The sequence below is a fragment of the Uliginosibacterium silvisoli genome (genome assembly GCF_036017035.1).
Classification (GTDB): domain Bacteria; phylum Pseudomonadota; class Gammaproteobacteria; order Burkholderiales; family Rhodocyclaceae; genus Viridibacterium; species Viridibacterium silvisoli.
This window is the reverse complement of record NZ_JAYXHS010000002.1, coordinates 684,860-709,511: the sequence shown is the minus strand read 5'-3', so window position 1 is coordinate 709,511 and position 24,652 is coordinate 684,860. Positions and strand designations below refer to the sequence as shown.

Here is a 24,652-nt window from a genome sequence, read left to right as displayed (position 1 = left end):
TGGCTGACGCACCGAATCACAGCAACAAGGCACGGGCAAGGACGTGACCTGTACGCCGGGGCTCCCCCGACCTGCAGCGACTGCCAGTGCCCGGAAGGAATCCAGAGCATGGCGGTATCAGCAGCGCAAGCGATCCAGGAGCCCACGGCAGCGACGTCCGTCAGCAGCGCCTATCTCCTGCATCTGCTCGCCGCGCTCCCTCACCCTGTGGCAATTTTCGATACCGGCCTGCATTGCGTTCATCTCAACGAGGCCTTCGCGCGCCTCAGCCCGCCGGGTTCGGACATCCGCGTCGGCCATGCCGTAGACCAACTCCTGCTACGCATGTCGGCGCAACTGGCTGCGTTGGTACGGCAGTGCCTCAACAACGGTACGGCCATCACCGATCAGGCCATTGACATACCGCACGCAGACGAGCGCGCGCGCCACTGGCGACTCGCCATCGCTCCCTGCAAGGCCACGACGCCCGAAGGCGAGGTCGCGGCCGTCATCGTCCAGCTGCATCCGCTCCAGATCGACCATGAGACGCACAAAGCCTTGCGTGCGGCCGAGGCGCAGGCGCGGCGCGTGCTCGACAACCTGTTCACCTTCGTCGGCCTGCTGACACCGGACGGCACTGTCATCGACGCCAATCGCGCCCCGCTCGAGGCCGGCGGTCTCACGCTTGAAGAGGTACGCGGCAGGAAACTCTGGGACACCTACTGGTTCAGTCACGACCCGCAGCTACAGGCGCGCCTGCAGGCATCGACCGATGCAGCGGCCCAGGGCAAGCCCGCTCGCTATGACATCACCGTGCGCATGAAGGACGACACGCGCATGCCGATCGAATTCATGCTGGCGCCCCTGCGTAACGACGACGGCGTGATCACCCACCTCGTGCCATCGGCCATCGATATCAGCAGCCGCACCCACAGCGCAGAAGCACTGCGGCAATCCGAAGAACGCTTCCGCTGCGTCGTCGAAGCCGCGCCGGATGGCCTCGCCATGGTCGATCGCAATGGCCGTCTTGCGCTCGTCAACTCCGGCATGGAGCGCATGTTCGGCTACCCGCGCGAAGAACTGCTCGGCCAGCCCATCGAGATGCTGATACCCGAGCGCTACCGCAAGGGCCACCCGGGCCTGCGCGGCGCCTACATGAATGCTCCGACGACACGCGACATGGCCGGGCGCCGCGAGCTCTACGCGTTGCGCAAGGACGGCAGCGAGTTCCCCGTCGAGATCGGTCTCAACGCGCTCAGCACGGTCGGTGGCGAACACGTGCTCGCCGCCATCGTCGACGTCACCAAGCGCAAGGCCGATGAAGAAGCCCTGCGCCGCTCGGAGGAACGCTTCCGCTGCGTCGTCGAAGCCGCACCGGATGGCCTGGCCATGGTCGACCGCGACGGTCATCTCGCGCTCGTGAACTCCGGCATGGAGCGCCTGTTCGGCTACCCGCGCGAAGAACTGCTCGGCCAGCCCATCGAAATGCTCATGCCGGAACGCTACCGCAACGCCCATCACGGTTTGCGCAGTGCCTACATGACCGCACCGACCACCCGCGACATGGCGGGCCGCCGCGAGCTGTACGCACGGCGCCGCGACGGCAGCGAGTTTCCCGTCGAGATCGGCCTCAACGCGCTCAACACCGTCGGCGGCGAACACGTGCTCGCCGCCATCGTCGACATGACGCGACGCAAGGCCGACCAGGCCATCATCCAGACCGCGCTGGACGAGAAGACCGTCCTGCTCAACGAAGTCCATCACCGCGTCAAGAACAACCTGCAAGTCGTGTGCAGCCTGCTCAGCCTGCAGGCGCGCACCGCCAGCGAGGATGCGCGTGGCATGCTCGAAGACAGCCAGCGTCGCGTCAAAGCCATGGCCCTCATTCACCAGCTGCTCTACGAGCGCAGCGACTTCTCGACGGTCGATCTCAGCCTGTACCTGCGACGCCTCGTAAGCCTCATGCACGAGGTGCTCGGCGAAGCGCGGGCGCGAGTCAGGCTGCAGGTCGACACCTCGGCGGCCGACATCCACATGGACCTGCAACGCTCCGTACCCTGCGGGCTGCTGGTCAACGAGCTGCTGACCAATGCCATCAAGCACGGCTTTCCCGATGGGCGCAGTGGCGAGATCCTGCTCACCACTGAGCTTCTCGGTCCGGATCAGGCGCGCATCGTCATCTCGGACAATGGCGTCGGCATACCACCGGATATCACGCCGGGCGACGTATCGAAATCGCTGGGCTTCCAGCTTATCCCGCTGTTCGTCGATCAACTGGGCGGCGAGCTGCGTCTGATCCGCGACCAGGGCTCGCGCTTCGAACTGTATTTCAAACCCGGTCTGGGGAGAGACTGATGGGCGCACGCATCATGGTGGTCGAAGATGAGCGCATCGTGGCGCTGGATCTCAAGGGCGGCCTCGAGAGCCTTGGCTACGACGTCGTCGGGATATCGGCACGCGGTGCCGACGCAGTCGAGCGCGCTGGCAGCTTGCGGCCCGACCTGATCCTCATGGACATCAATCTCGAAGGGCCGATGGATGGCACGGAGGCGGCACGCCTGATCCGTGAAGACTACCGCCTGCCCATCGTCTTCCTCACCGCCTACGCCACCGAGAAAACACTCGAACGCGCCGAGGCCAGCATTCCCTATGGATACCTGCTGAAACCCTTCGAGCTGCGCGAACTGGCCGCCACCGTACGCATGGCACTGGCGCGCCACAAGGTCGAACTCAAGGTCGAGCGCTCGGAAGAGCGCCTGCGCCTGGCGGTCAATGCGGCCTCGCTGGGCGTGTGGGAATGGTCTTCGTCAGCTGACGGGCAACCCAGCGACGGCTATGAACTCAGCCCGGCGATGGAGCGACTCGTGGGCGACGCCGCGCAGATATCCCGTGAAGGACGCGAAAGTCTCCTGCAACGCATTCACCCTGCGGACCGCCCTGCCATCCTCGAGGCACTGCAGACACAGTCGTCCATCCTCGCGTCCGTGCGCATGCGCTTCCAGGATGAGCGTGAAGGCTCGGTCGAGCTGCATGCACGCGTCTACCCCCAGGGCGGTGGCGACACCGAGAACAAGCGCGTGATCGGCGTCATCCGCGACATCACCGAGAAGCGCGCCTTCGAAGACCAGTTGCGCCAGGCCAACGTCGTATTCGAATCGACAGCCGAAGGCATCCTCATCGCCGACGCCCAGCGCCGCATCATCTCGGTCAACCCGGCGTTCACCGCACTCACCGGCTACCCGGCAGAAGAAGTACTCGGCCAGGATCCGGACAAGTTCCTGCCTACGCGCCGCGAAGGCGACCACTTCAATCCGGAACCGGACGAGCCCGGCAACGCCTACTGGCAAGGCGAACTCGCTTGCAGGCGCTCCGACGGCGAAGTGTTCCCGTCCTGGCAGCATGTCTGCGTGGTGCGCAACGAGCTTGGCAAGATCACGCATTTCGTGATGACCTTCTCCGACATCAGCGGCATCCGCAAGGCCGAGGCGCAGATCAATCACATGGCCTATCACGATGCGCTGACTGGCCTCGGCAACCGTCACCGGCTCGACGAGCTGCTCGACATGGAGCTGCCGCGCCACCAGGCTGAAGGGCTGCGGCTGGCCATCATCTTCATGGACCTCGACGGCTTCAAGACCATCAACGACACGCTGGGCCACACATCGGGCGACCTGCTGCTGCAAGTCATTGCCGGGCGCATCCACGACGGACTGCGGCGCAGCGACTATGCCATCCGGATTGGTGGCGATGAATTCGTGGTCGTGATTCCCGACGTCAAGCGTGTCGAAGACTGCGCCCTGCTCGCCGAAAAGCTGCTCAAGCAGATCCGCACGCCCGTCGAGCTGCCGCACGAGCGCGTGAGTGTCTCTGCCAGCATGGGCATTGCCATCTTCCCGGACAACGCGCGCACGCGTCAGGAGATGATCAAGTCCGCCGACAGCGCCATGTACGAAGCCAAGTCACGCGGCCGCAACCGCTATGCCTTCTATTCACCCGACATGGCTGCCCGCACACGCGAGCGCATGCTGATCGAACAGGGCCTCGTACGTGCGCTCGAGGACAACTCGCTGACCGTGTACTACCAGCCCGTCGTGGACATGGCGGATGGCAGCCTGGTCGGCATGGAGGCACTCGTGCGCTGGCAACACCCGGAGCTGGGCCTGGTGCCGCCAGACCGCTTCATCGGCGTTGCAGAAGAAAGCGGCCTCATCGACGGCATTGGCGCCTGGGTCATGCGCACCGCGTGCACGCAAGCCATGATCTGGCTTGCCAAGTACCCGATAGAGCTACGCCTTGCCGTCAATGTCTCGGTGCGCGAGATGGCCGCGGACAACTTCGTCGATCGCATCTCCCACACGCTGCAGGAGACCGGTTTCCCGCCGCAGAACCTGGAGATCGAACTCACCGAGAGCACGCTGCAGAGCATCGAGCACAGCCAGGGCCTGCTCTACCAGCTCAAGGCGCTCGGTGTGAGCATCGCCATCGACGACTTCGGCACCGGCTTCTCATCGCTCGGCCTGCTCAAGCACCTACCGATCGACCGCATCAAGATCGATCGCTCCTTCGTGCGCGACCTGCCCGCCGACAGCAACGACATTGCCATTGCGCGCGCGATCGCCGCGATTGCCTCCAGTCTTGGTCTGCAGATGACAGCAGAGGGCGTCGAGGAAAAGGCTCAGCAGCAATTCCTGCACGAGCTCGGTTGCCAGAACGCGCAAGGCTATCTGTTCAGCCGTCCGCTGGCGCGTGAAGAGTTCGAGCAATTGCTGTCCGGCGACAAGCAGAACGCCCTTCATTAAGCGCTACGCGCTGAGTACCTGTCGTCGCCCGACGACAAGCGAACGCCTGCAGCGTCAGGCATCTGCCGTCTCCGGCTGAAAAAGTGACGCCTGCGTGCGACATATTTACGGGGCGCAGCGCCTGATTTTCCTCGCCACACGCCCTATCCAGGGCCCCAAACACCTGCAAGGCATTGTTTGCATACGGCTTTGCGCGCGCTGGCACATCGCTTGCAATCAAGCCCGCCAAGCGACAGGCAGAGGAGCTGCTCAAGCTCTTCATTGCCAGCAGATCGCAGCACTCTGCAACCAGTCCCGAAAGGAAACGCATGTTCGCCAAACAATCTTCCGTACTCGGCAAGAACGACAGCCTCGCTGATCGTCGTCCGGTCCCGCTCACCTCATCGGGCAATCCGGGCACCAGCAGCGCCGCCCAGTCGTCCGGCAACGGCAGCACGTCAAGCAGCGCCCTGCCGCTGCACCCCGCCTTGCAGAGCAGCGCAACGCCGGCCCGCGCAGCGAGCACGCCACAGGCCGAGCCCACGGGAGCACCCGAGGCAGCCCTGTCGCCCAGCCGACTCATCGTCGGGCCCGACGTGAAACTCAAGGGTGCGGAGATCCTCGATTGCGACACCCTCGTCGTCGAAGGCCGTGTCGAGGCCACGATGGACAGTCGCGTCATCCGCATCGCCGAGCACGGCGCCTTCAGCGGCAAGGTCGGCATCGACATTGCCGAGGTGTTCGGCGAATTCGACGGCGACCTCACTGCCCGCGAACAACTGATCATTCACGCCACCGGGCGTGTGAGCGGCCGCATCCGCTACGGCAAATTGCTTGTCGAAGAAGGCGGCACGCTGTCCGGTGACATCCAGTCCCTCAGCGCCACCAGCACACCGCTGAGCACGCCGCTCAGCGAATCCCAGTTTCGCCACAACCCATCATCTGCAACTTCGGAAAAGGAGGCCAATACGCAAATGAAATCTCATCTCAGCACTGTCGCCGGCTAGCCCGGCCACAGCGCTTCGGAGCGGCAGTGTCCCCCGCACTGTAGCTCTGGGAGTCTGTTCATCACAGACTCCACACTCCCTCGGCAGGTGCCCACACACCTGGCGAAGCTTGACCGGCACGCGTCCCTCCCGCGTGCCGTTTTTTTTGGGAATTGCATACCTCACTTGCAAGCTGCCTGAATGCCGCCGCTCCCGCCCTTCGACAAACTCGGGACAGGCCGACCTGCGGTGGGCGGGAGGCCGGCGACTCATCCGGCGGCCCAAAAGATCGGCACTGGATTCCCGTGAGACCGCAGGTCGGGCATGACGACGGTCTGGGCGCGAGCAAGGCGTCTGCATCGCGCCAGCAGATTCACGAAAGTCGCTCCCTTTTTTACGCGAACGGCCTGCTCCGGCTTTCGGTATCATCTGCCTGCTTTTCGTCTGCCAGCTCTGCCCATGGCAGGCCCGCCCATCCATGAGATCGGCACAGGCAGCACCCCGTCCCACACCGTCCCGCCGGAGTCACACGATGCGTTTGTCCCTCAAAGAGACTTGCAAGCAAACCTGCAAGCTTGTTCCCGCCTTGGCCCTGGTCGCCTCCGGTTTGCTCCTGAGCGCTTGCACGACGACCCTGCAACGTGCCGACGCCAACAATCTGACCATCGATTGCCGCACAGACGAAGCAATCGCGGCTCTCAGGAAAATGGAAGCCGAAGGCGGCGAGCGGAACATGAAGATCGTGTCCGAAAACCTGCCCGGCGTATTGCTGGATGCCGGTCGCGCGGCCGATGCAAACGCGGAAATAGAGCGGCTCTCACGCAAGCTCACGACAGATGGCGACTACGACAAGACCAAGTTCAGCCTGGGCAAGGTGATGCAGAAAACGGTGGTCGAGCTACGCGACGACCGCGAGATCAAGTACGGCTACAGCATCTGCCGCACGACCAGGCCAGAACTAAAACTGACCCAGTGACGATCTGGCGGCACCGGGTTCAGCCACACTCGCCGCCACCGCCGCCTCGCTCGCCTTCAAAGCCGCACGCCGCTCGGCCGGCGTGAGCGCGGCCAGACGCCGCACCTCGGCGTAGAACTTCGTCAGGTCGCCCTCCTGCTGGGCCAGCACCGCCATGAAGCCCGGCACCAGTCCGCGGTAAAAACCCACCGAGGCAAAGGTGGCGTTATTGATATCCTGCGCGAACCACCTGTCATAGCCCGGCACGCCGCCCCAGCGCTCGGCCTTGATCGTCTGGTACTCGGCCCGCATCGCGGCGATCTGCAGGCGCTTGCGCTCCAGCTTGTCGGCATCCGATCCCGGCCCGGTATAGATCGCGATCAGCAGCTCACGATGCTTCAACACCAGCGTCGCAAAATCCGCGCTCATGCGCTCCGAGCGCGCCAGCTGCGCAATCGCATCCTGCTTGCCATATTGCGTGAGCCAGCGGCGCACACCCACCTGCTCCACCGTGCTCGCGAAAGACTCGTTGAACTCCGTATCGCCCTTGGCGTAGATCAGCTGGTGTGACAGCTCGTGGAACAGCAGCTCTGCCAGGCTCGCATCCGGCCAGTTGATGAAGGTGCTCAGCACCGCATCGGGAAACCAGCCCAGCGTCGAATACGCTGGCACGCTGCCCACCAGCGTATCGAGTCCGTCGGCCTTCAGCTCATTGGCGCGCTTCTGCGCATCGGCCTCGGAGAAGAAACCCAGGTAACCCACGCAGCCCACGACGGGCGGGCACCAGGTGCGCGGCTGCATCGACAGCGGCGGGTTGGCATACACGTTCCACACCACCGAAGCCCGGCCAATATTGGCGTAGCTGCGGTAACTGTCGTTGTCCGGCAGGCCCAGCTCGCGCGAAGCGTAGGAGCGTATCTGCTCCACCAGCAGCAAGCGCGAGCGCATTTCCGGCGTCGTCGCCGGGTCAGCCAGCACAGCCTCGATGGGCTGCGCCTTGTTGAGCATGTCCATCTGCCCCTTGGCGGCCTGCCAGTAATAACCCGGCCCGAGGCCCGCGCAGGCATTCAGCAGCAGCGTCGCCAGCAGGAGCACCAGGCGCTTCGCCAGCCACAACGTGTCCAGACCCGGCGACACCCTCACTTGCCCTTCTTCATCAGGCCCCACACGCCCAGCGCAATGAGGATCGCCGGCCACCAGGTGCGCAGCACATCACCCACGATGCGGAAACTCAGGATGTGCAGATTGTTCAGCAGGAACAACACCCCCACCACGATCAGTACCACCGAACCGAACACAGACCGCACGCAGACCTCCAGAACGAAAACGAGCCTTGCACTGTGCCAGCGGCCGCTACGGGCGTCCAGCCGCACCGGGCCACCTCCCGGCCTTCTGCTGGCCATCTCCCGGCAGAACGGCCGTGCTCCGCAGCGAAATAGTTTCGTGCACAGATGAGGCTTATCCGGCATCAATATCCACCGCCAGCCGCCGATAACACCAACTACGCCTTCGCCCGGTGCCGCTCGCCATGACAAACCAGACGCCTTCCGCCCGCCGCTTCGCGGCCCCCTTCGTCTCCGCACGACTCGCTCCGCTCCTGCTGGCGCTGAGCCTCGCCTGGAGCCCGCTCGCATCCGCCAGCGGCCACGGCGGCGGCGGAGAAAGCGCAGGCCCCGCCCCCCTGCAATTCACGGTCAACGTCAACAGCGCGAACGGCGCCAGCGGCTTCGTACAGGTTGCACTCGTCCTGAGCCCGGCCAATGAAGAAGCCACCAAGGAATTCGACCTCTACCGGCCAATGGTCATGCACTACATCAACCTGGTCATTGCCGGCTTCTCCGCCGAAACCCTGCGCTCGGTCACCGGCAAGGACAAACTCGCCGAGTCCATCGCCCAACGCGTCAACAAGGAGCTGGGCCTGACCCGCAAGACGGGTGTCGCCAACGTGTTCTTCACGAGCTTCATCGTTCAATAAGCCCGACAGGCCGCCACATAGCGCGGCCACGCTCCCGCTTCGACGGCAGGCAGCCCGCAAACCGGGCTTTCCCCCGCCCGAATTCCCGCGCCACCCACCCGCGCGCCGGACAAGCCCGCGCCACGCGGGTATCCTTACGCCTTTCCAGTCTCAAGGCACCTCCCAAATGGCTCAGTACGTCATGTCAATGTTGCGCGTGAACAAGATCGTTCCGCCAAAGCGCACCATCATCAAGGACATCTCCCTCTCCTTCTTCCCCGGCGCCAAGATCGGCCTGCTCGGCCTCAACGGCTCTGGTAAATCCACCGTGCTGCGCATCATGGCCGGCGCGGACAAGGAGTACGACGGCGAGGTGCAATGGCAGCCGAATCTCTCCATCGGCTACCTGCCGCAGGAGCCCGAGCTCGACCCGAACAAGACCGTGCGCGAGGAAGTCGAATCCGGCCTCGGCGAAGTCATGGAAGCCAAGACCAAGCTCGAAGAAGTGTATGCAGCCTACGCCGAGCCCGATGCAGACTTCGACAAGCTCGCCGAGCTGCAGGCCAAGTATGAAAACATCATTTCCACCAGCGGCGCTGACGTCGAGACACAACTCGAAATCGCCGCCGACGCGCTGCGCCTGCCGCCGTGGGACGCCAAGGTCGGCCCGCTGTCCGGCGGCGAAAAGCGCCGCGTCGCGCTGTGCAAGCTGCTGCTGTCCAAGCCCGACATGCTGCTGCTCGACGAACCGACCAACCACCTCGACGCCGAATCCGTCGAATGGCTCGAACAGTTCCTCGTGCGCTTCCCCGGCACCGTCGTCGCCGTCACCCACGATCGCTACTTCCTCGACAACGCCGCCGAATGGATTCTCGAACTCGACCGCGGCGAAGGCATCCCGTGGAAGGGCAATTATTCCGAATGGCTGGAGCAGAAGGAAAATCGCCTCGCCCAGGAAGAGAAGTCCGAGAGCGCGCACCGCAAGGCCATGAAGGAAGAACTCGAATGGGTGCGCCAGGGCGCCAAGGCACGCCAGTCCAAGAGCAAGGCACGCCTCGCCCGCTACGAGGAAATGAGCAACGTCGAATACCAGAAGCGTAACGAGACCCACGAAATCTTCATTCCGCCGGGCGAGCGTCTCGGCAACCAGGTCATCGAGTTCAATGGCGTCAGCAAAGGCTTCGGCGACCGCCTGCTGATCGACAACCTCAGCTTCAGCATCCCGCCCGGCGCCATCGTCGGCGTCATCGGTCCGAACGGTGCCGGTAAGTCCACCCTGTTCCGCATGATCCAGGGCCTCGACAAGCCGGATGCCGGCAGCATCGACATCGGCACCACCGTCAAGATTGCCGCCGTCAATCAAACGCGCGAAGGCCTCGACGGCACCAAGACCGTCTTCGACGCCGTCGCAGGCGGCGCCGACATCCTCACCGTCGGCAAATTCGAAATGCCCAGCCGCGCCTACATCGGCCGCTTCAACTTCAAGGGCGGCGACCAGCAGAAGATCGTCGGCAACCTCTCCGGCGGTGAGCGCGGTCGACTGCACCTCGCGAAGACACTGGTCGAAGGCGGCAACGTCCTCCTCCTCGACGAGCCCTCAAACGACCTCGACGTCGAAACCCTGCGCGCCCTCGAAGACGCCCTGCTGGAGTTCTCCGGCTGCGTGCTCGTGACCTCCCACGATCGCTGGTTCCTCGACCGCATCGCCACGCACATCCTTGCAGCCGAGGGTGATTCGCAATGGACGTTCTTTGCGGGGAATTACGCAGAGTATGAAGAGGACAAGAAGAAGAGACTGGGTGAGGAAGCGGCTAAGCCGAAGCGCATCCGCTACAAGCCCATCAGTCGCTAGCCGTCATTCCCGCGAAGGCGGGAATCCAGCGACTTTGCATCAGAAAAGCCCGCCCCATGGCGGGCTTTTCTATTTGAAAAAAATCGTTTCACACATCATGCAATAACGCCGGCAAATCAATCCCACCACTTACATAAGCAATTGATTTAATTGTAGCAATTGCTACACTACACCAACACATATCGATTCACGAATCGTTTCACATATCGTTTCTTCCCAAAGCCGCACCATGCCCCAAGCCTTGGATCTTCTCTCCGCACTCAGCTCCGGCCCACTGCCGGCAGGTGAACTTGTCGAACGCCTGGGCATCAGCCGACCGACGCTTTCTCGCCTCATAGCAAGTGTCGGCGATCAGGTCCTCCGCTACGGCACCGCCCGCGCTACCACCTACGCGGCCCGTCGCAGTCTGGCGGGCAACAGCGCCTGGCCTGTCTATCGCATCGACGAAGAGGGGCGCGCCACCAGCATCGGCACCCTGCATGCAGTCCTTGGCGGTTACCTGACAGAGCTTCACGAACACAGGCGTTTCGAGTTCTGGGAGAGCCTGCCCTGGTGGCTGCAGGACATGCGCCCGCAAGGCTTCCTCGGCCGGGCCTTCGCGCAACAGAGAGCCGCGGACTTGGGATTACCTGCGGATGTCTTGCGCTGGACGGACGACCATGCGCTCATTGCACTCACGACATCGGGCGAAGACTGCGTCGGCAACCTGCTCGTCGGCGAAACCGCGTTGACGCACTTCCTCAACGAAGTGGATGGCCCTGTCGTTCAATACGATGACCGCGCCACCCGCTTCCCCGAACTCGCAGCCTCCGCCATGGCAGGCGAAACGGTCGGCTCATCGGCAGGCGGCGAGCAACCCAAGTTTGCCTGCGTGCTTCTGGATGACAGCGGTCTGCACCGCAGCGTCCTGGTCAAGTTCAGCGCTGCGCAGGACAACCCCGCCACGCGACGCTGGGCCAGTCTGCTCGTCGCCGAACACCTCGCGCTGCAAGCGCTCAGCGCCGCAGGTCTGCCAACAAGCCACAGCGAACTCTTCGAAGCCAATGGCCAGACCTTCCTGCAGGTCGAGCGCTTCGACCGCGTACCCCGGCAAGGACCGGGACGCCTCGGACGCCGCGGCGTCATCTCCCTGCTCGCGCTCGACGGCGCTTACGTCGGCAAGGCCGATCAACCATGGCCAGTCATCACTGCGGATTTATCGCGACAGGGCTACATCAGCGCCGAAGCGCACCGGCAAGCCGAACTACTCCATACATTCGGCTTGATAATTGCCAACACCGACATGCACGCCGGCAATCTCGGCTTCCTGCATGCCGGCCAGATGCCGCTCGACATCGCCCCCGCCTACGACATGCTGCCCATGCACTACGCGCCGCGCACCTCGGGCGTCGTGCCCGACACGGCCCCGACGATTCGCATACGCATTCCGCCATCGCTCGACGCCTGGCGGGCCATGCGGCCGGTGGCGCTTGCGTGGTGGGAGGCTGTGCGCGACGACATACGGATGGACGAGGCCATGCGTGCAGGGGCGGAATCTGCGATAGCCGCACTGGGGGCGCTCGAAGGGATTGCTTGAGCGAGGCTCGGTTGCCAGCACCGACGAAGACGCTCGGAGCTCATAACATCCACTATTGAACGCAACGGGAAGCTGCTCAGGACATTGATAGATGACTACTCGCCACATCACCTTGATCATGCCCGGCACAAGCGCGGAAGCTTTCGAGGCATTCCACAACCACCACGTACGGCTGCAGTGGGACACGCTATTGAAAGTGGCATACGTCGAAGGTGGCGGCACACACCCCTATGTCGGCGCCATCACAGCCAACAAAGGCAAAGGCTGGAAATCCAGCCTGGAGATGAAGACGCGTTTCGTGAAGTACGATCCGCCCAAGGTCGCCGCAGCAGTAATGACCGAGCCCACCGGCTTGTTCGCCCTCTGGGGCGCGTCCATGCACCACGCCGACAATCCGGACGGCACATCCACCCTGAATTACACCTTCTCGATCAAGATGCGCCCACGCTGGTTCGGCTCACTTCTCGATCCGATTGCCGCGTATTTATTCGAGCGTGAAACCCGCAAGCGATTTGAAGCAATGTCTCGCTTCCTCGCAGCCAGCCGCAACGGAAACTAGCAAGAGACCTCCGCCAGATTCGTCGGGAGCAATGGAGCTCAAAGGGCGGCGACCAGCAGAAGATTGTCGGCAACCTCTCCGGCGGTGAGCGCGGTCGTCTGCACCTCGCGCAGACACTCGTCGAAGGCGGCAACGTCCTGCTGCTCGACGAACCCTCAAACGACCTCGACGTCGAAACCCTGCGCGCCCTCGAAGACGCCCTGCTGGAATTCTCCGGCTGCGTGCTGGTGACGTCTCACGATCGCTGGTTCCTGGACCGCATTGCGACGCACATCCTTGCTGCTGAAGGAGATTCGCAGTGGACGTTCTTCGCGGGTAACAATGCGGAGTATGAAAAGGACAAGAAGAAGCGACTGGGTGAGGAAGCGGCGAAGCCTAAGCGGACTCGGTATAGGCCGATTAGCCGCTAAGCCTCGGCTCGCAGCAAAACAAAGCCCGCCAATTGGCGGGCTTTTATCGCCACGGCTTAGGCGTTGCATGCGTAAGCCGTAGGGCGGAGTGCAACTCCGCCACCCAGAATAGCGCACGCGGTCACTACGAAAAAACATCCAGTGGGGCTTGCATCCCAACCTCCGAATCGAGTCCGCCTCGATTACCCCTCAGTACGGCGGTTACGGCCTTTGAAGCTAGCACCGATACGGAATTAACACTGAAAATGATGTTTTATACCCGCCATTGCCATTATCCTGCCCCTCATCTTGCTCTACATGTATTTTAGATCCTATATTTCTTGCTATAAATTGAGCCAAATACAACCCATAACCCGAACCCTCGTAGCTCCTTACAGACTCACCCCTATAAAAGGCATCAAATATCTTAGACAACTCGTCTTTTTTTATTTTTGGCCCCCATGACTCGACGCAAAAATCAATCCCCGTTCGTTTTTCTTGGAACTTTAAATAAACATGACCACTTCGTCTCGAGTATTTGAATGCATTATCAATTAAGGTATGTGGAATGACGGAAATCGCCTCTGAGTTCCCAAAAATCTCAGCCCTACTTTCGCCCTCATAGTGAATTTGTATGTTTTTTTTGAGATACAACTGATAAATCGCAGAGTATTTTTTTACCAACCCGTGAAATCTAAATGCCGATTTTTCTGCCTCTCTTTTTATCCACGAAGCATCCAGCATGTACTCAACCATGCTTAGCTTTTCAGCCAAAAGACGCGAAATAAAATAAATAGCCTTTTCCCTTTCATTTAGGCGCTCTACAACCGCTGAAATATCGCTTCCACCATACTGCGTCAACAGAAGAACTTCGAGATTTGTTTTAAGTTGCGTACTCAATGATTTGTAGTCATGCAGCGACGAAAATGCTTTTTTTATCTCCGGAGAGATTGTCTTCAAAAACTCATCAGTGTATTTGATTTTATCAACATACTCATCAACCAGCCTTGCTCTCTCCATCTTAGCCTCCGCCTCTGGAGACAAAATGTTTTGATTGTACTGATCAACCAATTCCTTTAGTTTTGAAGACTTTATTTTAAAAGTGTTTTTTAATCTTTTTTGCTTGGCGCTAGAGTGAGGCGGATTCACTACAGAAAACCCCACCATCACAGAATTATCCACCAAACGAATGTAATCAACGCCATAAGAGCAAGTCTTAATTTCTACAGAAGCATTGTTTGTACATTCAAATGTTTTGCACCTTAAGCAGCAAGCATCAATTTCAAAAACAGCCCCCTCGATCAAGCTGTCGTTTTTAATCAGAGAGTAAGGAAGACGCATATCATCCACCAAGAACTGCCGCTACAACAGTTGCGATATTTGCTGCGACAGACAGCCCTGACATGGATTTGTCTTTTAGGTATGAAATCAAACTTTCAGAACCAGAGGAAACAGCCTCATCCAGCCCAGCAACACTAGCGCCTGATTTTTCAACCAAAGCCCTGTATTCATTTAACAGACTTGAAATTCTGTATTTATTTCTTAGCAAATCCAACACAGAATTTCTAAAATCCTTGAACTCACTCAATTGCTTATCCAACAAAAGATCCGCAATATCTTTGAACTTAAAGAACCCCGCATTCCACGAGCTATTTGTATAAGCAATAACAAGCTGAGACGGATTTTTTTCTTTAATTTCTTTTAATATATAAAACCCCTGCTCTGTTTCCGAATACGCCTTTCCAACCCCGTTTAAGTCAAGAAGTATAATATCAAATCTTCCATCCAAAACATTGTCTATATTTTCTACATCACTCCACTGATCAATAGTAAACCCTTCTTTTCTAAATAAGTCAGTGAAGGCAAAATCCAAGTCATCAATCACAAGAATTTTTGACCTTTTCTTTAATTCAACATCAGAAAGGGTTTTATCTAGATCGACATTAGTGCAACTCGGCTCAACAGCCTTCTTTTTCCCGAAAAATCCTAGCATTTAGTTATCTGTCTCCAGTCAAAATATTGTGCAAAGACTAAGGTTTGCCTCTTACTACGCGAATTAGCCCCCCGCCATCACCAACCTCTCTGTCAACCGCGTCATCGCCGCCTACATCAGCCGCGCCTCTTCTTCACCCTCGCTCGTGAGTGAAGCCGCCCCCTCTGGAGTCACCAACAGCGGAAACTCAACGGCGTAGGCGTAGTTTTAGGGCGGAGTGGAACGTCGTCGAATGGATTTTTAAGAAATTGAGGAGTTACCACTCCGCCCTACTTTTCGCCCCGCATGTTCAATATCTGCTTGCATCGCGGGAAATTCGCGCACCCCCAGAATTTGCCCGCTCGCCCGTCGCGCTCCACCATCCTGGTGCCGCAATGCGGGCAGCTCGGCATCGTCCATTCACCGCGCGTAGCGAAATCCAGCAGACCTTCCTGCGCTTGGACGGGCAGGCGCTTGATCAACTCAAGAATCAGTTTCCCGTCGAGCAGCGTGATGCGGTTTTCCCTGGCGAAGGCTTTGGCATCATCGGTATAACCACCCGGCGCCATGAAGAAGGCTTTCTCGATCTTCTCGTGTGCCATCACGCCACGCAGTTCGCGCACGGGCTTTACGCCGATGAGTCGTTCGCCATGCGCCTTGCATTGCACGATGGCCGTGCAGCGTTGCGGATCAGTCTCGTCCTGGAACAGACGGACATCGACGCCGCCATCCGCGCCGAGTGAAGTGGTTTCGCAGCGGATACCCTTCGCGCGGTAGATCTCGGCACACAGATCCTCGAAGCGCTTCCATTCGATTTGCCGGAGCAAGGCGAGCGACCATGCGAGCGGTTTGTGCGCCGGCTCGTCCTCCGCGAAATCTTCGACGGGCTCGTCGCTCTCATTTGCATAGGCGTGAGCAGCCTGAACGGCCTTACGTGGCCGCGCCTCTCTCGAAGTCGCGGAGGCTACGGCGCCCTGGATGAAGTGCTGAGTCTCTTCACGCGCGATGTATTCGTGCAGGCGACGCTTCGATTCGGCACGTCGCGCGACGAAGTATTTAAAGAGGGCAACGAGGGGGAGCAGACCAACCGCGCCCCATATGAACGGGCGGAAGGCGATAAGCAAGGGCGCGAGGAAAGGATTGCCGCCGAACATGGCAGGCAGGACCAACAAGCCCGCTACAGCGACAAGCAGTGCCAACGCGGCGGCAACCGGCCACCCGCTGGCCAGTACCAGCTCGATGAGCCCGTCATCCTTGCGATTGCGTCGATGCCGACCGCGCGCCATGCCTCTCCCCGGTATTGTGTTGCAGCGGTGCTGCTTGTTGTGTCGATCCGCCTCGCGGATACGTTATGCCCCGAGGCTACCGGCTTGAGGATGTCGGCATAAAGCAGACCAAAGGGCAGACGGCGGAACTGGATCACGTTTTGTGTAAAGGAGTTTGCCGCGGATCAATGGTTGCGCGGCCGTCATCAAAACGACGACGGCATTTCTGCGTGCGGCACGGATAAACTGCAGGCCCTTGCTCACATCTCGCCCTCATGAGAGACGCTCGTTTTCTGTCCATTCTGCTGGCAACTGCAACCCTGGTTTGTGCCGCGCTGGGTGCTGAGTATCTCTACGAGCTGGATCGCCCAGCCCCTCGTGAGCCAGTCCCGGCTGCACCCATGCCACCCACATTGACTGGAGAACGGACTGAGCCCGAGCCAGTTGCGCCAGCTGTGTCAGCCATGGAAGCGAAGATCGAGCAGCATGGCCTGATGCGCAAATGCGTGAATGCAGAGGGCAAGGTCTCTTACACGGACAAGCGTTGCGCCACGGGTGAGCAAGCGAAGCTGATTGCCAGCGAGCCCGGCAGTGCAGGGCTGCATCCGCAGCGGTCCTACCAGCAACAACTCGCTGAGGCGTCAGCTCAGAAGCCGGCAGCTACGCAAGAGCGCGAAGCGCCATCAGCGGCGCAAGTCGCCCTCTCGCCTCCGCCGCCAAAGAGGGAGTGTGTTGATCTGGATCGCGAGATCGTTGCGCTGGATGTCAATCTCCGACAACCGCATGATCCACAGACAGGGGATTACTGGACTGCGCAACGCAGACGCGCGACGGACAGAAGATATACGCTCGGCTGTGGGCGATAGCCAACAAGCTGTCAGTTGGCCGGATACAAGCACAGTCAGAATCCGGGGAGGTGCATCACCGTCTGCAGCGCTCCGGATTCCGCTACGCTGCATTCGGACTGCAACTGTGCAACCTTGGCTTTCACTCGAATATCATTCCAGACAAACAACTTCTACGGGGACACCTAACTTGATTCGCCATTTCATTGCACTTCTGTGCCTCGCGTGCGTCGGTCTTTCCGGGTGTGCGACCGGACCCGCTCCAAAACCCGTGTTGCCAAGCAGCTTTGAAGCCGGCAAGGGGCTGGTGCTGATGCGCACGATGACCAACACAGCATCACTGGATCGTGGAAACACGGTGTATTTCAATCAATGGCAGAGTGTCCGTCTGACGGATGCGCAGGGAAAGCAGGTTGAGCTGCTTCCCTGGGGGCAAAGCGGTCAGAGCAATACGCAGATTTTCGCGGCCCAGTTACCAGCAGGCCAATACAAGCTGCATTCACTGTACGCGCGCCTCATCGGTGGCATCACCGTACCGCTGGAGAGTCTTCAAGAGTCCTTCGAGGTTCAGGCTTCGCGTACGACGGGCTTGGGTACCGTCATCGTGCAACCCACGGGAAATCGCGAAACAACTGTCTTGCGCGATTACAACAGCAGTTCGCTGGCGCGTATCTATCGTGAGGCCTATGGGCCGCTGGCGCGTTTGCCAGGCTCCGGTGACCTGCTGGCATCCAGCGGTGCAGGCGGCAACGACGTGGGGGGCGTCAGGAAGGGCGGCGTAGTGGTCGTGAGCAATTCCGTCAGCGTTGGAGCGATCGGCACGCTGTTCCTGGCTGGCATGCAGAGCCTCGTGGACCATGCATCGGCCACCGAGGTAGTGGAGGCCTGGCGCAAGGAGAAAGACCCCAACAAACGCATTGAAATGGCGAAGGACTCCACATACCGATTCAATAGTCCGAAGATGCTGCCCGACGGCTCGCTGATCGCCGGCAGCGGCTTGGGCCAATTGCTACTGCGCTCACCTGATGGCAAGTGGAAGCGTCTGGATACTGGCGATATGCGCGACCTGACAGCGGTGACCCCGCTCGACAACGACCATATTCTGGTGGGCGGTGAGGAAGGATTCGTAATTGAAACTGGGGATGGCGGTAAGTCCTGGCAGGCTCTACCCCCACTCCCCGTCAAGAGCGTAGTAACCAACCTGCAGCGTTATCGAGACTCGACAATGGCACTGGTTGTTGAGGGTGATGATGACGCGGTGCTGTACGAGTTGAAGCCTGGTGCCGCCTGGATCGAACTGAAACGCGAGGCGAAAGTATTTGCCTGGCCGGGTCACCCGCCCACCGCGAACGCTGGCGCCTTGCTGCTGGAAAATCGGTACATCATGCTCACAGGCAACAGCTCTTTGAACATCCTGGATATGAACACGCGCCAATGGACAACCCGCAAGACGCCGTTCAATGCGGCACAGTGGGGACCAAGCTATTCTCTCCGCGCGACGAACAAGGGCGTTGTCTACGCACTAGGGGCACGCACGTCTTATCTGACGAGTGACTGGGGAGCGACTTGGCAAGATCGAGGCAATGCCTGTCTTCGTTTAATGGATGCATGGATCACGGGCACGGATACATCGTTCAACTTCTGTGCAGCCGGTAGCTTCGTCGTATCTACCACGATCGAGCGCAAGCCAACGCCACAAGGTAGCTGGAGCACCGCATCCACCACGCCAGTCCTCACGGGCGGATGGTTCGTGAGCGACGACGCCAAGCTCATCGTCATAGCGGGAACAGAAGGCGTGCTGTACTCAAGTAGCGACAGCGGTGAAACCTGGAAGCTGGAACGCACGCCGTTGAATTGACTTGTGCAGTGATGCGAAAGCGTGGGTGGGCCCTACCCCACCCACACTGTCGTCTCGCAATCAGCCCTGTGCCAGTGCGGTCAACGCCGCCGCCACATCATCCGCGCTCACACCTTCCGCCAGCGATGCGGGCACATCCGGCAATGCAGCCGCCCCATCAGCCTTGAGACGACCGATCCACTGCCCGGCCTCACGGCCCTGTTCGAAGCCTTCGCTTTGCAGCAGCAGGCGGCCGTCGGCGGCGCTGAGCTTGAAGTAGAACTTGCCGTCGGCTTCGCGGTATTGCTTGAACACGGGTAGCGCGGCGCTGGTATCGGCTTTCTTCTCCGCGGCTTTCGCTTCGGGTTTGCGGAAGCGGCGTAGGCCGATGGCTTCGCGCAGTTCGGCGAGCAAGGGCGCTGCGGTGGCGCGCGCCTTCTTCGCACCTTCCTGCAGGATTTCTTCGATCGCGTCGGGCTTGGCGATGAGCTCGTCGTAACGCGCGCGCATCGGTGCGAGATCGCGTTCGAGCACTTCCAGGAAGCGTTGTTTGGCTTCGCCCCAGGCGAGCCCGGCGCGCAGGTCGGTGCGGAACTGTTCGCGCTCCGCAGGCTGTGCGAAGGCGTCGAACAGCGTCACGAGGTGGCTGCTGTCGGGGTCTTTCGCTTCGCCCGGCGCGCGCGAGTCGGTGACGATGCGCGCCACGGCGCTCTTGAGTGCCTTGGCCCCGCCTTCGAACAGTGGAATCGTATTGTCATAGCTCTTGGACATCTTGCGACCGTCCAGCCCCGGCAGCGTGGCGACGCCCTCTTCCACTGCGGCTTCGGGCAGGATGAACAGTTCCTTGCCCGCACCGAACAGGTGGTTGAAGCGCTGTGCGACGTCGCGCGCCATTTCGATGTGCTGGATCTGGTCGCGGCCCACCGGCACCTTGTGCGCCTTGAACATGAGGATGTCGGCCGCCATCAGGATGGGGTAGCAGTAAAGGCCCATCGTCACGCCGGCGTCCTGCTCTTCGCCCGCCGCTTCGTTGGCGTCGGTGGAGGCCTTGTAGGCGTGCGCGCGGTTCATCAGGCCCTTGCTGGTCACACAGGTCAGCAGCCAGTTCAGTTCGGGAATCTCGGGGATGTCGCTCTGGCGGTAGAACACCACGCGCGAGGTGTCGAGCCCCGCGGCCAGCCAGGTTGCTGCGATCTCCAGCCGCGAGCGCTCGATGCGCGCGGGGTCGTCGCACTTGATCAGCGCGTGGTAGTCGGCAAGGAAGAAGAAGCTCTCGACGCCGGGCTGGCGACTGGCCTGGATCGCCGGGCGGATCGCGCCCGCGTAATTGCCGAGATGGGGAGTGCCCGTGGTGGTGATGCCGGTGAGAACGCGATGGGACATAGGCTTGGGGGTCTGGACGGGTAAGAGCCGATGGGCAGAAGGAGCAAAAGTTTACCTTGGGTAGAGGGTCACCGGGCGGATCTGATGTGCGTCATCGCACAGAACCGGGCGGCAAGGCTGCGCGAAGTGCCGCGCGAGGCAGCGCGGCCGGCCCGGCAGAGGCGGGCTGAGGCGCGGCGCCTTCGTTCTCACCACCCTGCCCTTACGGTCAGTCAGGACAGGTTTTCTTAAAGTTTCAGCCCCTCCATCCGCTACGAGGAGTTAGCCAGGATCAAGACCGACAACCAAAAGGGGAACGCATTGCCGGCCAGTACATGGGAGTTGAACGATATTTTCGATGCTGCGTCAGGCGCAGCGATTCTGGGTAGCGGAGGTGGCGGGGGTTATCAGGATGCATTGCTCATCCTTGAGCAGTTGGGGCAGAGCCCCAACTGGAGCGGTACGGTCACCCTCAACGACTATGACGGCACCAGCCCCTGCAGTGTGATCTTCATGATGGGCTCGCCCGATGCGGCGGGCCAGATGAGTCTGGCCGAGTTGTCAGCCTGTATCGGCAATGCCTTGACTGTGCAGAGCGATGTCTGCGGTTTCACGCCTAGCTGCACGATCCCCATCGAGACGGGCCCGATCAACTCCCTGGTGCCAGTGATTGCAGCGGCGCTGAATCTCGGCGGCGTGAGCTGGGTGGTGGATGGCGACGGTGCGGGCCGTGCCGTGCCCGAATTACCGCAGACCACTTTCGCGGGCTCGGCCTTGCCGGTGTCGCCCTGCGTGGTGGCCGACAACGCCGTCATCGCCAGCCAGATGCAGTCCGGCGTGCTCACCACGACCAGCACGCCCAAGGTCGAGTCGCTCGCCGGCGCTGCCGTCAGCGCGTTCGGCTCGTTTGCTGGCGTGTCGATGTGGCAGTCGGCCTCCGGCAACGGCTATGCGCTCACGGGCAACTACATTCCCGGCACGCTGCAACAATGCCGCGCTTTGGGCCAGTACCTGCGCACGGCATCGGCGACGGATACGGCCAGCGTTGCCGCGCAGATCGCGACCTTCACCGGTCGTAGTGCGCGTGCCGTAGTAAGCAACTACTACATCACGCAAGTCACGCAGGCGACCAGCTCGGCCTCGCTCGATGCGGGCGTCATTCGCCTCGACACCGATCCGAACCCGCTCAACAGCACCAATACGGTGTTCCTCTACAACATGAACGAGAACCTGATCGCCTATTCGACGAGTCAGGCGACGCCGCTGATCATTGCGCCGGATTCGATCTGCTACTACTCCGAAGACGAGGTGGCTGGCTTCTCCAATGCCACGCCCGACCTCGCGGTGTACTACGACTTCTCGACAAACCAGAGCACTGGCAAGAAAGTCAGCCTGATCCAGGTGACAGCAGCGGCCCAGCTGGTGGACACTCCGGGAGTGATGCAGTCGTTCACGACCCTGCTGCGCGGCATCGGCTATGCCGGCGCATTGCCTGCATGATCTGATTCGTGAATCAGACGCTCGTGTCGTCATCCTGGCGAGAGCCGGGATGACGATGAATGCTATCGATCCTCCAAGTGAGAAGTGAACGGCAGTGCCCCGCAACCAGGAGTAGAAGTACATGAGTGCCAGCGACGATTACAAACGCCTGCAACTCGCCCTCGAAGCGGCGGGGCTGGACCTGTGGGAGAACGATCTCGTTGCTGGCAAGGTCACCCACCCCGCGACGCGCACCTTCCAGGAGCTGGGCTATACGCTGGAGGAGGTCGGCGACAGCCTCGCGTTCTGGATGGAAATCCTCCACCCCGATGACCTGCCCGGTGTCGGGGCGGCGCTGGAAGCCTACCGCGATGGCCGTGCCGACAACTACCGTAGCGAGTTCCGCTTGCGCAGCAAGGATGGCCAGTGGGTGTGGTATGCCAACTACGGCAAGGTCATGAGTGGCACGGCCGATGTCGGCATGCACCGCTTCATCGGTGTCACCTTCAACATCGATGACCGCAAGCAGCGCGAGGAAGAGCTGACGCGTATCAATCAACTGCTGTCCGCACAGAACCAGCAGCTGGACCAGATGAACGGCCATCTGGAAAAGCTCTCCACCACCGACCCGCTCACCCAGCTCTGCAACCGCCGCGCGATCAACGAGCGCCTGCACCGGCTGGTCAGCACGGGCCAGCCTCCCTCTGCCCTGCTGTTCATCGATCTCGACAACTTCAAGAAGATCAACGACCTCTACGGCCACGATGTGGGTGACATCCTGCTCTGCCAGGTCGCGCAGCGACTGCAAAGCTGCGTCGATGCGGGTGATCTGGTCGCGCGCTTCGGGGGTGACGAGTTCGTGCTGGTGATACGCGAAACGGGGAACTCGGCCTCCCCTTTCCGCACCCGCATCGAATACCTCTGCGCGCGCATCCTGTCCATCCTCGCCCAGCCCTACCTCGTTGGCGACCTGATGCTTTCCACATACGGCAGCATCGGCGTGGTCTGCTTTCCGGATGACGGCTGGACGGTGGACGAACTGACCAAGCGCGCCGACATTGCGCTCTACCGCGCCAAGCACAAGGGGCGCAATCGCTACTGCTTCTTCCAGCCCAACATGGAAACCGAGCTGCAGTACCAGAACAATATCGAGACAGAGCTGCGCACGGCCCTCAAGACACGCCAGCTGGAGCTGCTTTACCAGATCCAGGTCGACCGCAACCTGCGCCCGGTCGGCGCAGAAGCCTTGTTACGCTGGCATCACCCGGTGCGCGGCCTGCTGAGTCCGCTCGCATTCCTGCCTGACGCCATCGCCGGCGGCCTGATCCACGACATCGACGAGCTGGTGCTCGACACCGCTTGCGCCACCCTCGGCAAATGGCAGCAGGACCCCTTGCTGCGCGACCTGACGCTGGCCGTCAACATCACTGCGCGCTCTTTCGAGCATCCCGCGTTCGCCGACACCGTCATGCGCATGCTGGAAAAATACCGCCTGCCCGCCGGCAAGCTGTGCCTCGAACTCACCGAGCACCTCAAGGCGCAATCCTTCCCGGATGCCGCACACATCATCGACCAGCTCCGCGCACATGGCGTGCGCTTCGCGCTCGACGATTTCGGTACGGGCTACTCCTCGCTTGAGGCCCTCAAGCACCTGAAGTTCGACCAGATCAAGCTCGACGCCGCCTTTGTCGCCGACATCACCGACAACACGACCAGCCAGGCCATCGCCACCGGCGTGATCGCGATCGCCAGCGCCATGCAGATCGAGATACTCGCCGAGTGCGTCGAGCGTCACGAACAGCTCGAGCACCTCATGCGCCGGGGTGTCGACCGCTACCAGGGCTATCTCTTCGGCAAGCCTCTGCCGCAGAGCGCCATGGAGGCGGCGATGCACAGCACGCTAGGCGCGCAGATGGCGTAGCGGAGCACGCTCCCGCCAGCCACATCACGGCGCAGGAAGCCCTCTGCCCGTCTCTTACCCAGCATTGCTCCCGGGATTCCGCTAGGCTGCAGCGGGGCGACGCGTTTGCGCGCGCTGCCGGGACTTGATGGAAGGAGCGACACGATGAGCATCACGATTACGGCCTTTGAACGCTCGCCCGATGGCGGCAAGGGGCTGGCGCGCGATACGCGCGTTCGCTGGGCGCTGGAGGAAGTCAGTCAGCCCTACGAGGTGCGCCTGGTGCCGTTCCCTGCGTTGAAGCAAGCGGCACATCTGGCGCTCAACCCTTTCGGCCAGATTCCCACCTACGAGGAAGGCGATCTCGTGTTGTTCGAAACCGGCGCCATCGTCTTCCATATCGCCGAGCAACATGCCGGCTTGATGCCGGGAGATGCCAATGCGCGCGCCCGCGCGGTGATGTGGATGTTCGCTGCGCTCAACTCGGTGGAGCCCGCCATCCTTGAGCTGGTAACGGCCAGGCTGCTGGAGGGCGACAAACCCTGGCGCGAGGCGCGCATGCCGCTAGTCGAGAATCGCCTCCGCAGCCGGCTGGACCAGCTCGCCTCCCGCCTGGGAGAAGCCGACTGGCTGGACGGGGCATTCAGCGCGGGCGACCTGCTGATGGTGTCGGTGCTGCTCAGGCTGAGGCCGTCGGGCATGCTGGATGAGTTCCCGAACCTGGCGGCCTATGTCGCGCGCGGAGAAGCACGGCCCGCCTACCAGCGAGCCTTCGCCGCGCAACTGGCGGTGAATACCCGCGCGTAGCCTGGATGCCGCAGGGAGTCTGAACCCGGGGCCCTTGCCGCATCCATGCGCAGACAGACTCCGCAGCGCTACGACCTTGCAGGCAGATTATCCGGACGGAATTTCACGCAGATTTCCCGATGCGTGGTCGGGTGCGCTTTTTGTCTCACCCGCTAGA

The 24,652-nt window shown here is 61.1% G+C and carries 19 protein-coding genes and 1 pseudogene; 14 read left to right on the top strand and 6 right to left on the bottom strand.

Going from position 1 to position 24,652, the window contains the following annotated elements:
• The first annotated feature begins 108 nt into the window (after positions 1–108).
• The 4 genes from VVD49_RS12830 to VVD49_RS12815 all read left to right on the top strand — a co-directional run bounded on the left by VVD49_RS12830 (position 109) and on the right by VVD49_RS12815 (position 6,719).
• Positions 109–2,334 carry a PAS domain S-box protein gene (locus VVD49_RS12830; RefSeq protein WP_327599572.1) on the top strand — a complete coding sequence of 742 codons (2,226 nt, stop codon included), beginning with the start codon at positions 109–111 and terminating at the stop codon, positions 2,332–2,334.
• A complete protein-coding gene (locus tag VVD49_RS12825) occupies positions 2,334–4,778 on the top strand; it encodes a two-component system response regulator (RefSeq protein ID WP_327599571.1) in 2,445 nt (814 codons plus the stop codon). Before VVD49_RS12830 ends, VVD49_RS12825 begins: the two co-directional genes overlap by 1 nt.
• Before the next feature lie 308 nt (positions 4,779–5,086).
• A complete protein-coding gene (locus VVD49_RS12820) occupies positions 5,087–5,764 on the top strand; it encodes a bactofilin family protein (protein WP_327599570.1) in 678 nt (225 codons plus the stop codon).
• 511 nt (positions 5,765–6,275) lie between these two features.
• Positions 6,276–6,719 (top strand): hypothetical protein, encoded by a 444-nt coding sequence (locus VVD49_RS12815; RefSeq protein WP_327599569.1) that lies wholly within the window; start codon positions 6,276–6,278, stop codon positions 6,717–6,719.
• On the opposite strand, the gene VVD49_RS12810 is transcribed toward VVD49_RS12815, so the two are convergent.
• Both VVD49_RS12810 and VVD49_RS12805 read right to left on the bottom strand, forming a co-directional pair.
• Positions 6,702–7,841, bottom strand: coding sequence for an aminopeptidase (locus VVD49_RS12810; protein ID WP_327599568.1), 1,140 nt, complete (start codon positions 7,839–7,841; stop codon positions 6,702–6,704). The genes VVD49_RS12815 and VVD49_RS12810 overlap by 18 nt on opposite strands.
• On the bottom strand, positions 7,838–8,005 hold the full coding sequence (locus VVD49_RS12805) for a LiaI-LiaF-like domain-containing protein (protein WP_327599567.1): 168 nt from the start codon (positions 8,003–8,005) through the stop codon (positions 7,838–7,840). The genes VVD49_RS12810 and VVD49_RS12805 overlap by 4 nt, the downstream gene beginning before the upstream one ends.
• Positions 8,006–8,226: 221 nt before the next feature.
• Here VVD49_RS12805 and VVD49_RS12800 point away from each other — a divergent pair, with 221 nt between their 5' ends.
• The 5 genes and pseudogenes from VVD49_RS12800 to VVD49_RS12780 form a co-directional block, all read left to right on the top strand.
• Positions 8,227–8,673, top strand: coding sequence for a flagellar basal body-associated FliL family protein (locus VVD49_RS12800; RefSeq protein ID WP_327599566.1), 447 nt, complete (start codon positions 8,227–8,229; stop codon positions 8,671–8,673).
• A gap of 166 nt (positions 8,674–8,839) precedes the next feature.
• Positions 8,840–10,504 carry an energy-dependent translational throttle protein EttA gene (gene ettA / locus VVD49_RS12795; RefSeq protein WP_327599565.1) on the top strand — a complete coding sequence of 555 codons (1,665 nt, stop codon included), beginning with the start codon at positions 8,840–8,842 and terminating at the stop codon, positions 10,502–10,504.
• 229 nt (positions 10,505–10,733) lie between these two features.
• Positions 10,734–12,080 carry a type II toxin-antitoxin system HipA family toxin YjjJ gene (gene yjjJ / locus VVD49_RS12790; protein ID WP_327599564.1) on the top strand — a complete coding sequence of 449 codons (1,347 nt, stop codon included), beginning with the start codon at positions 10,734–10,736 and terminating at the stop codon, positions 12,078–12,080.
• Between the two features lie 91 nt (positions 12,081–12,171).
• Positions 12,172–12,639, top strand: coding sequence for a hypothetical protein (locus VVD49_RS12785; RefSeq protein ID WP_327599563.1), 468 nt, complete (start codon positions 12,172–12,174; stop codon positions 12,637–12,639).
• 11 nt (positions 12,640–12,650) lie between these two features.
• Positions 12,651–13,049, top strand: a pseudogene (locus VVD49_RS12780) (ATP-binding cassette domain-containing protein); the annotation flags it as partial.
• A gap of 216 nt (positions 13,050–13,265) precedes the next feature.
• On the opposite strand, the gene VVD49_RS12775 reads toward VVD49_RS12780, so the two are convergent.
• The 3 genes from VVD49_RS12775 to VVD49_RS12765 form a co-directional block, all read right to left on the bottom strand.
• Positions 13,266–14,369: a sensor histidine kinase gene (locus VVD49_RS12775; RefSeq protein WP_327599977.1), complete on the bottom strand. Its 1,104-nt coding sequence runs from the start codon at positions 14,367–14,369 to the stop codon at positions 13,266–13,268.
• Between the two features lies 1 nt (position 14,370).
• Positions 14,371–15,021: a hypothetical protein gene (locus VVD49_RS12770; RefSeq protein WP_327599562.1), complete on the bottom strand. Its 651-nt coding sequence runs from the start codon at positions 15,019–15,021 to the stop codon at positions 14,371–14,373.
• Positions 15,022–15,290: 269 nt separating this feature from the next.
• Positions 15,291–16,286 (bottom strand): restriction endonuclease, encoded by a 996-nt coding sequence (locus VVD49_RS12765; protein ID WP_327599561.1) that lies wholly within the window; start codon positions 16,284–16,286, stop codon positions 15,291–15,293.
• Between the two features lie 443 nt (positions 16,287–16,729).
• Between VVD49_RS12765 and VVD49_RS12760 the strand changes: the two genes are divergently transcribed.
• Together VVD49_RS12760 and VVD49_RS12755 are read left to right on the top strand one after the other, a co-directional pair.
• Positions 16,730–17,131 carry a hypothetical protein gene (locus VVD49_RS12760; RefSeq protein ID WP_327599560.1) on the top strand — a complete coding sequence of 134 codons (402 nt, stop codon included), beginning with the start codon at positions 16,730–16,732 and terminating at the stop codon, positions 17,129–17,131.
• Positions 17,132–17,423: 292 nt separating this feature from the next.
• Complete coding sequence (locus VVD49_RS12755; protein WP_327599559.1) at positions 17,424–18,968, top strand: WD40/YVTN/BNR-like repeat-containing protein; 1,545 nt, start codon at positions 17,424–17,426, stop codon at positions 18,966–18,968.
• Between the two features lie 60 nt (positions 18,969–19,028).
• Here the strand turns inward: VVD49_RS12755 and VVD49_RS12750 are convergent, their stop codons facing one another.
• Positions 19,029–20,330, bottom strand: a complete 1,302-nt coding sequence (locus VVD49_RS12750) for a tryptophan--tRNA ligase (RefSeq protein WP_327599558.1) — start codon at positions 20,328–20,330, stop codon at positions 19,029–19,031.
• 300 nt (positions 20,331–20,630) lie between these two features.
• Here VVD49_RS12750 and VVD49_RS12745 point away from each other — a divergent pair, with 300 nt between their 5' ends.
• The 3 genes from VVD49_RS12745 to VVD49_RS12735 all read left to right on the top strand — a co-directional run bounded on the left by VVD49_RS12745 (position 20,631) and on the right by VVD49_RS12735 (position 24,495).
• Positions 20,631–21,809, top strand: coding sequence for an S-methyl thiohydantoin desulfurase domain-containing protein (locus tag VVD49_RS12745; RefSeq protein ID WP_327599557.1), 1,179 nt, complete (start codon positions 20,631–20,633; stop codon positions 21,807–21,809).
• A 121-nt stretch (positions 21,810–21,930) separates the two neighbouring features.
• Complete coding sequence (locus tag VVD49_RS12740) at positions 21,931–23,709, top strand: putative bifunctional diguanylate cyclase/phosphodiesterase (RefSeq protein ID WP_327599556.1); 1,779 nt, start codon at positions 21,931–21,933, stop codon at positions 23,707–23,709.
• A 144-nt stretch (positions 23,710–23,853) separates the two neighbouring features.
• Positions 23,854–24,495 (top strand): glutathione S-transferase family protein, encoded by a 642-nt coding sequence (locus VVD49_RS12735; RefSeq protein ID WP_327599555.1) that lies wholly within the window; start codon positions 23,854–23,856, stop codon positions 24,493–24,495.
• Positions 24,496–24,652 lie beyond the last annotated feature (157 nt).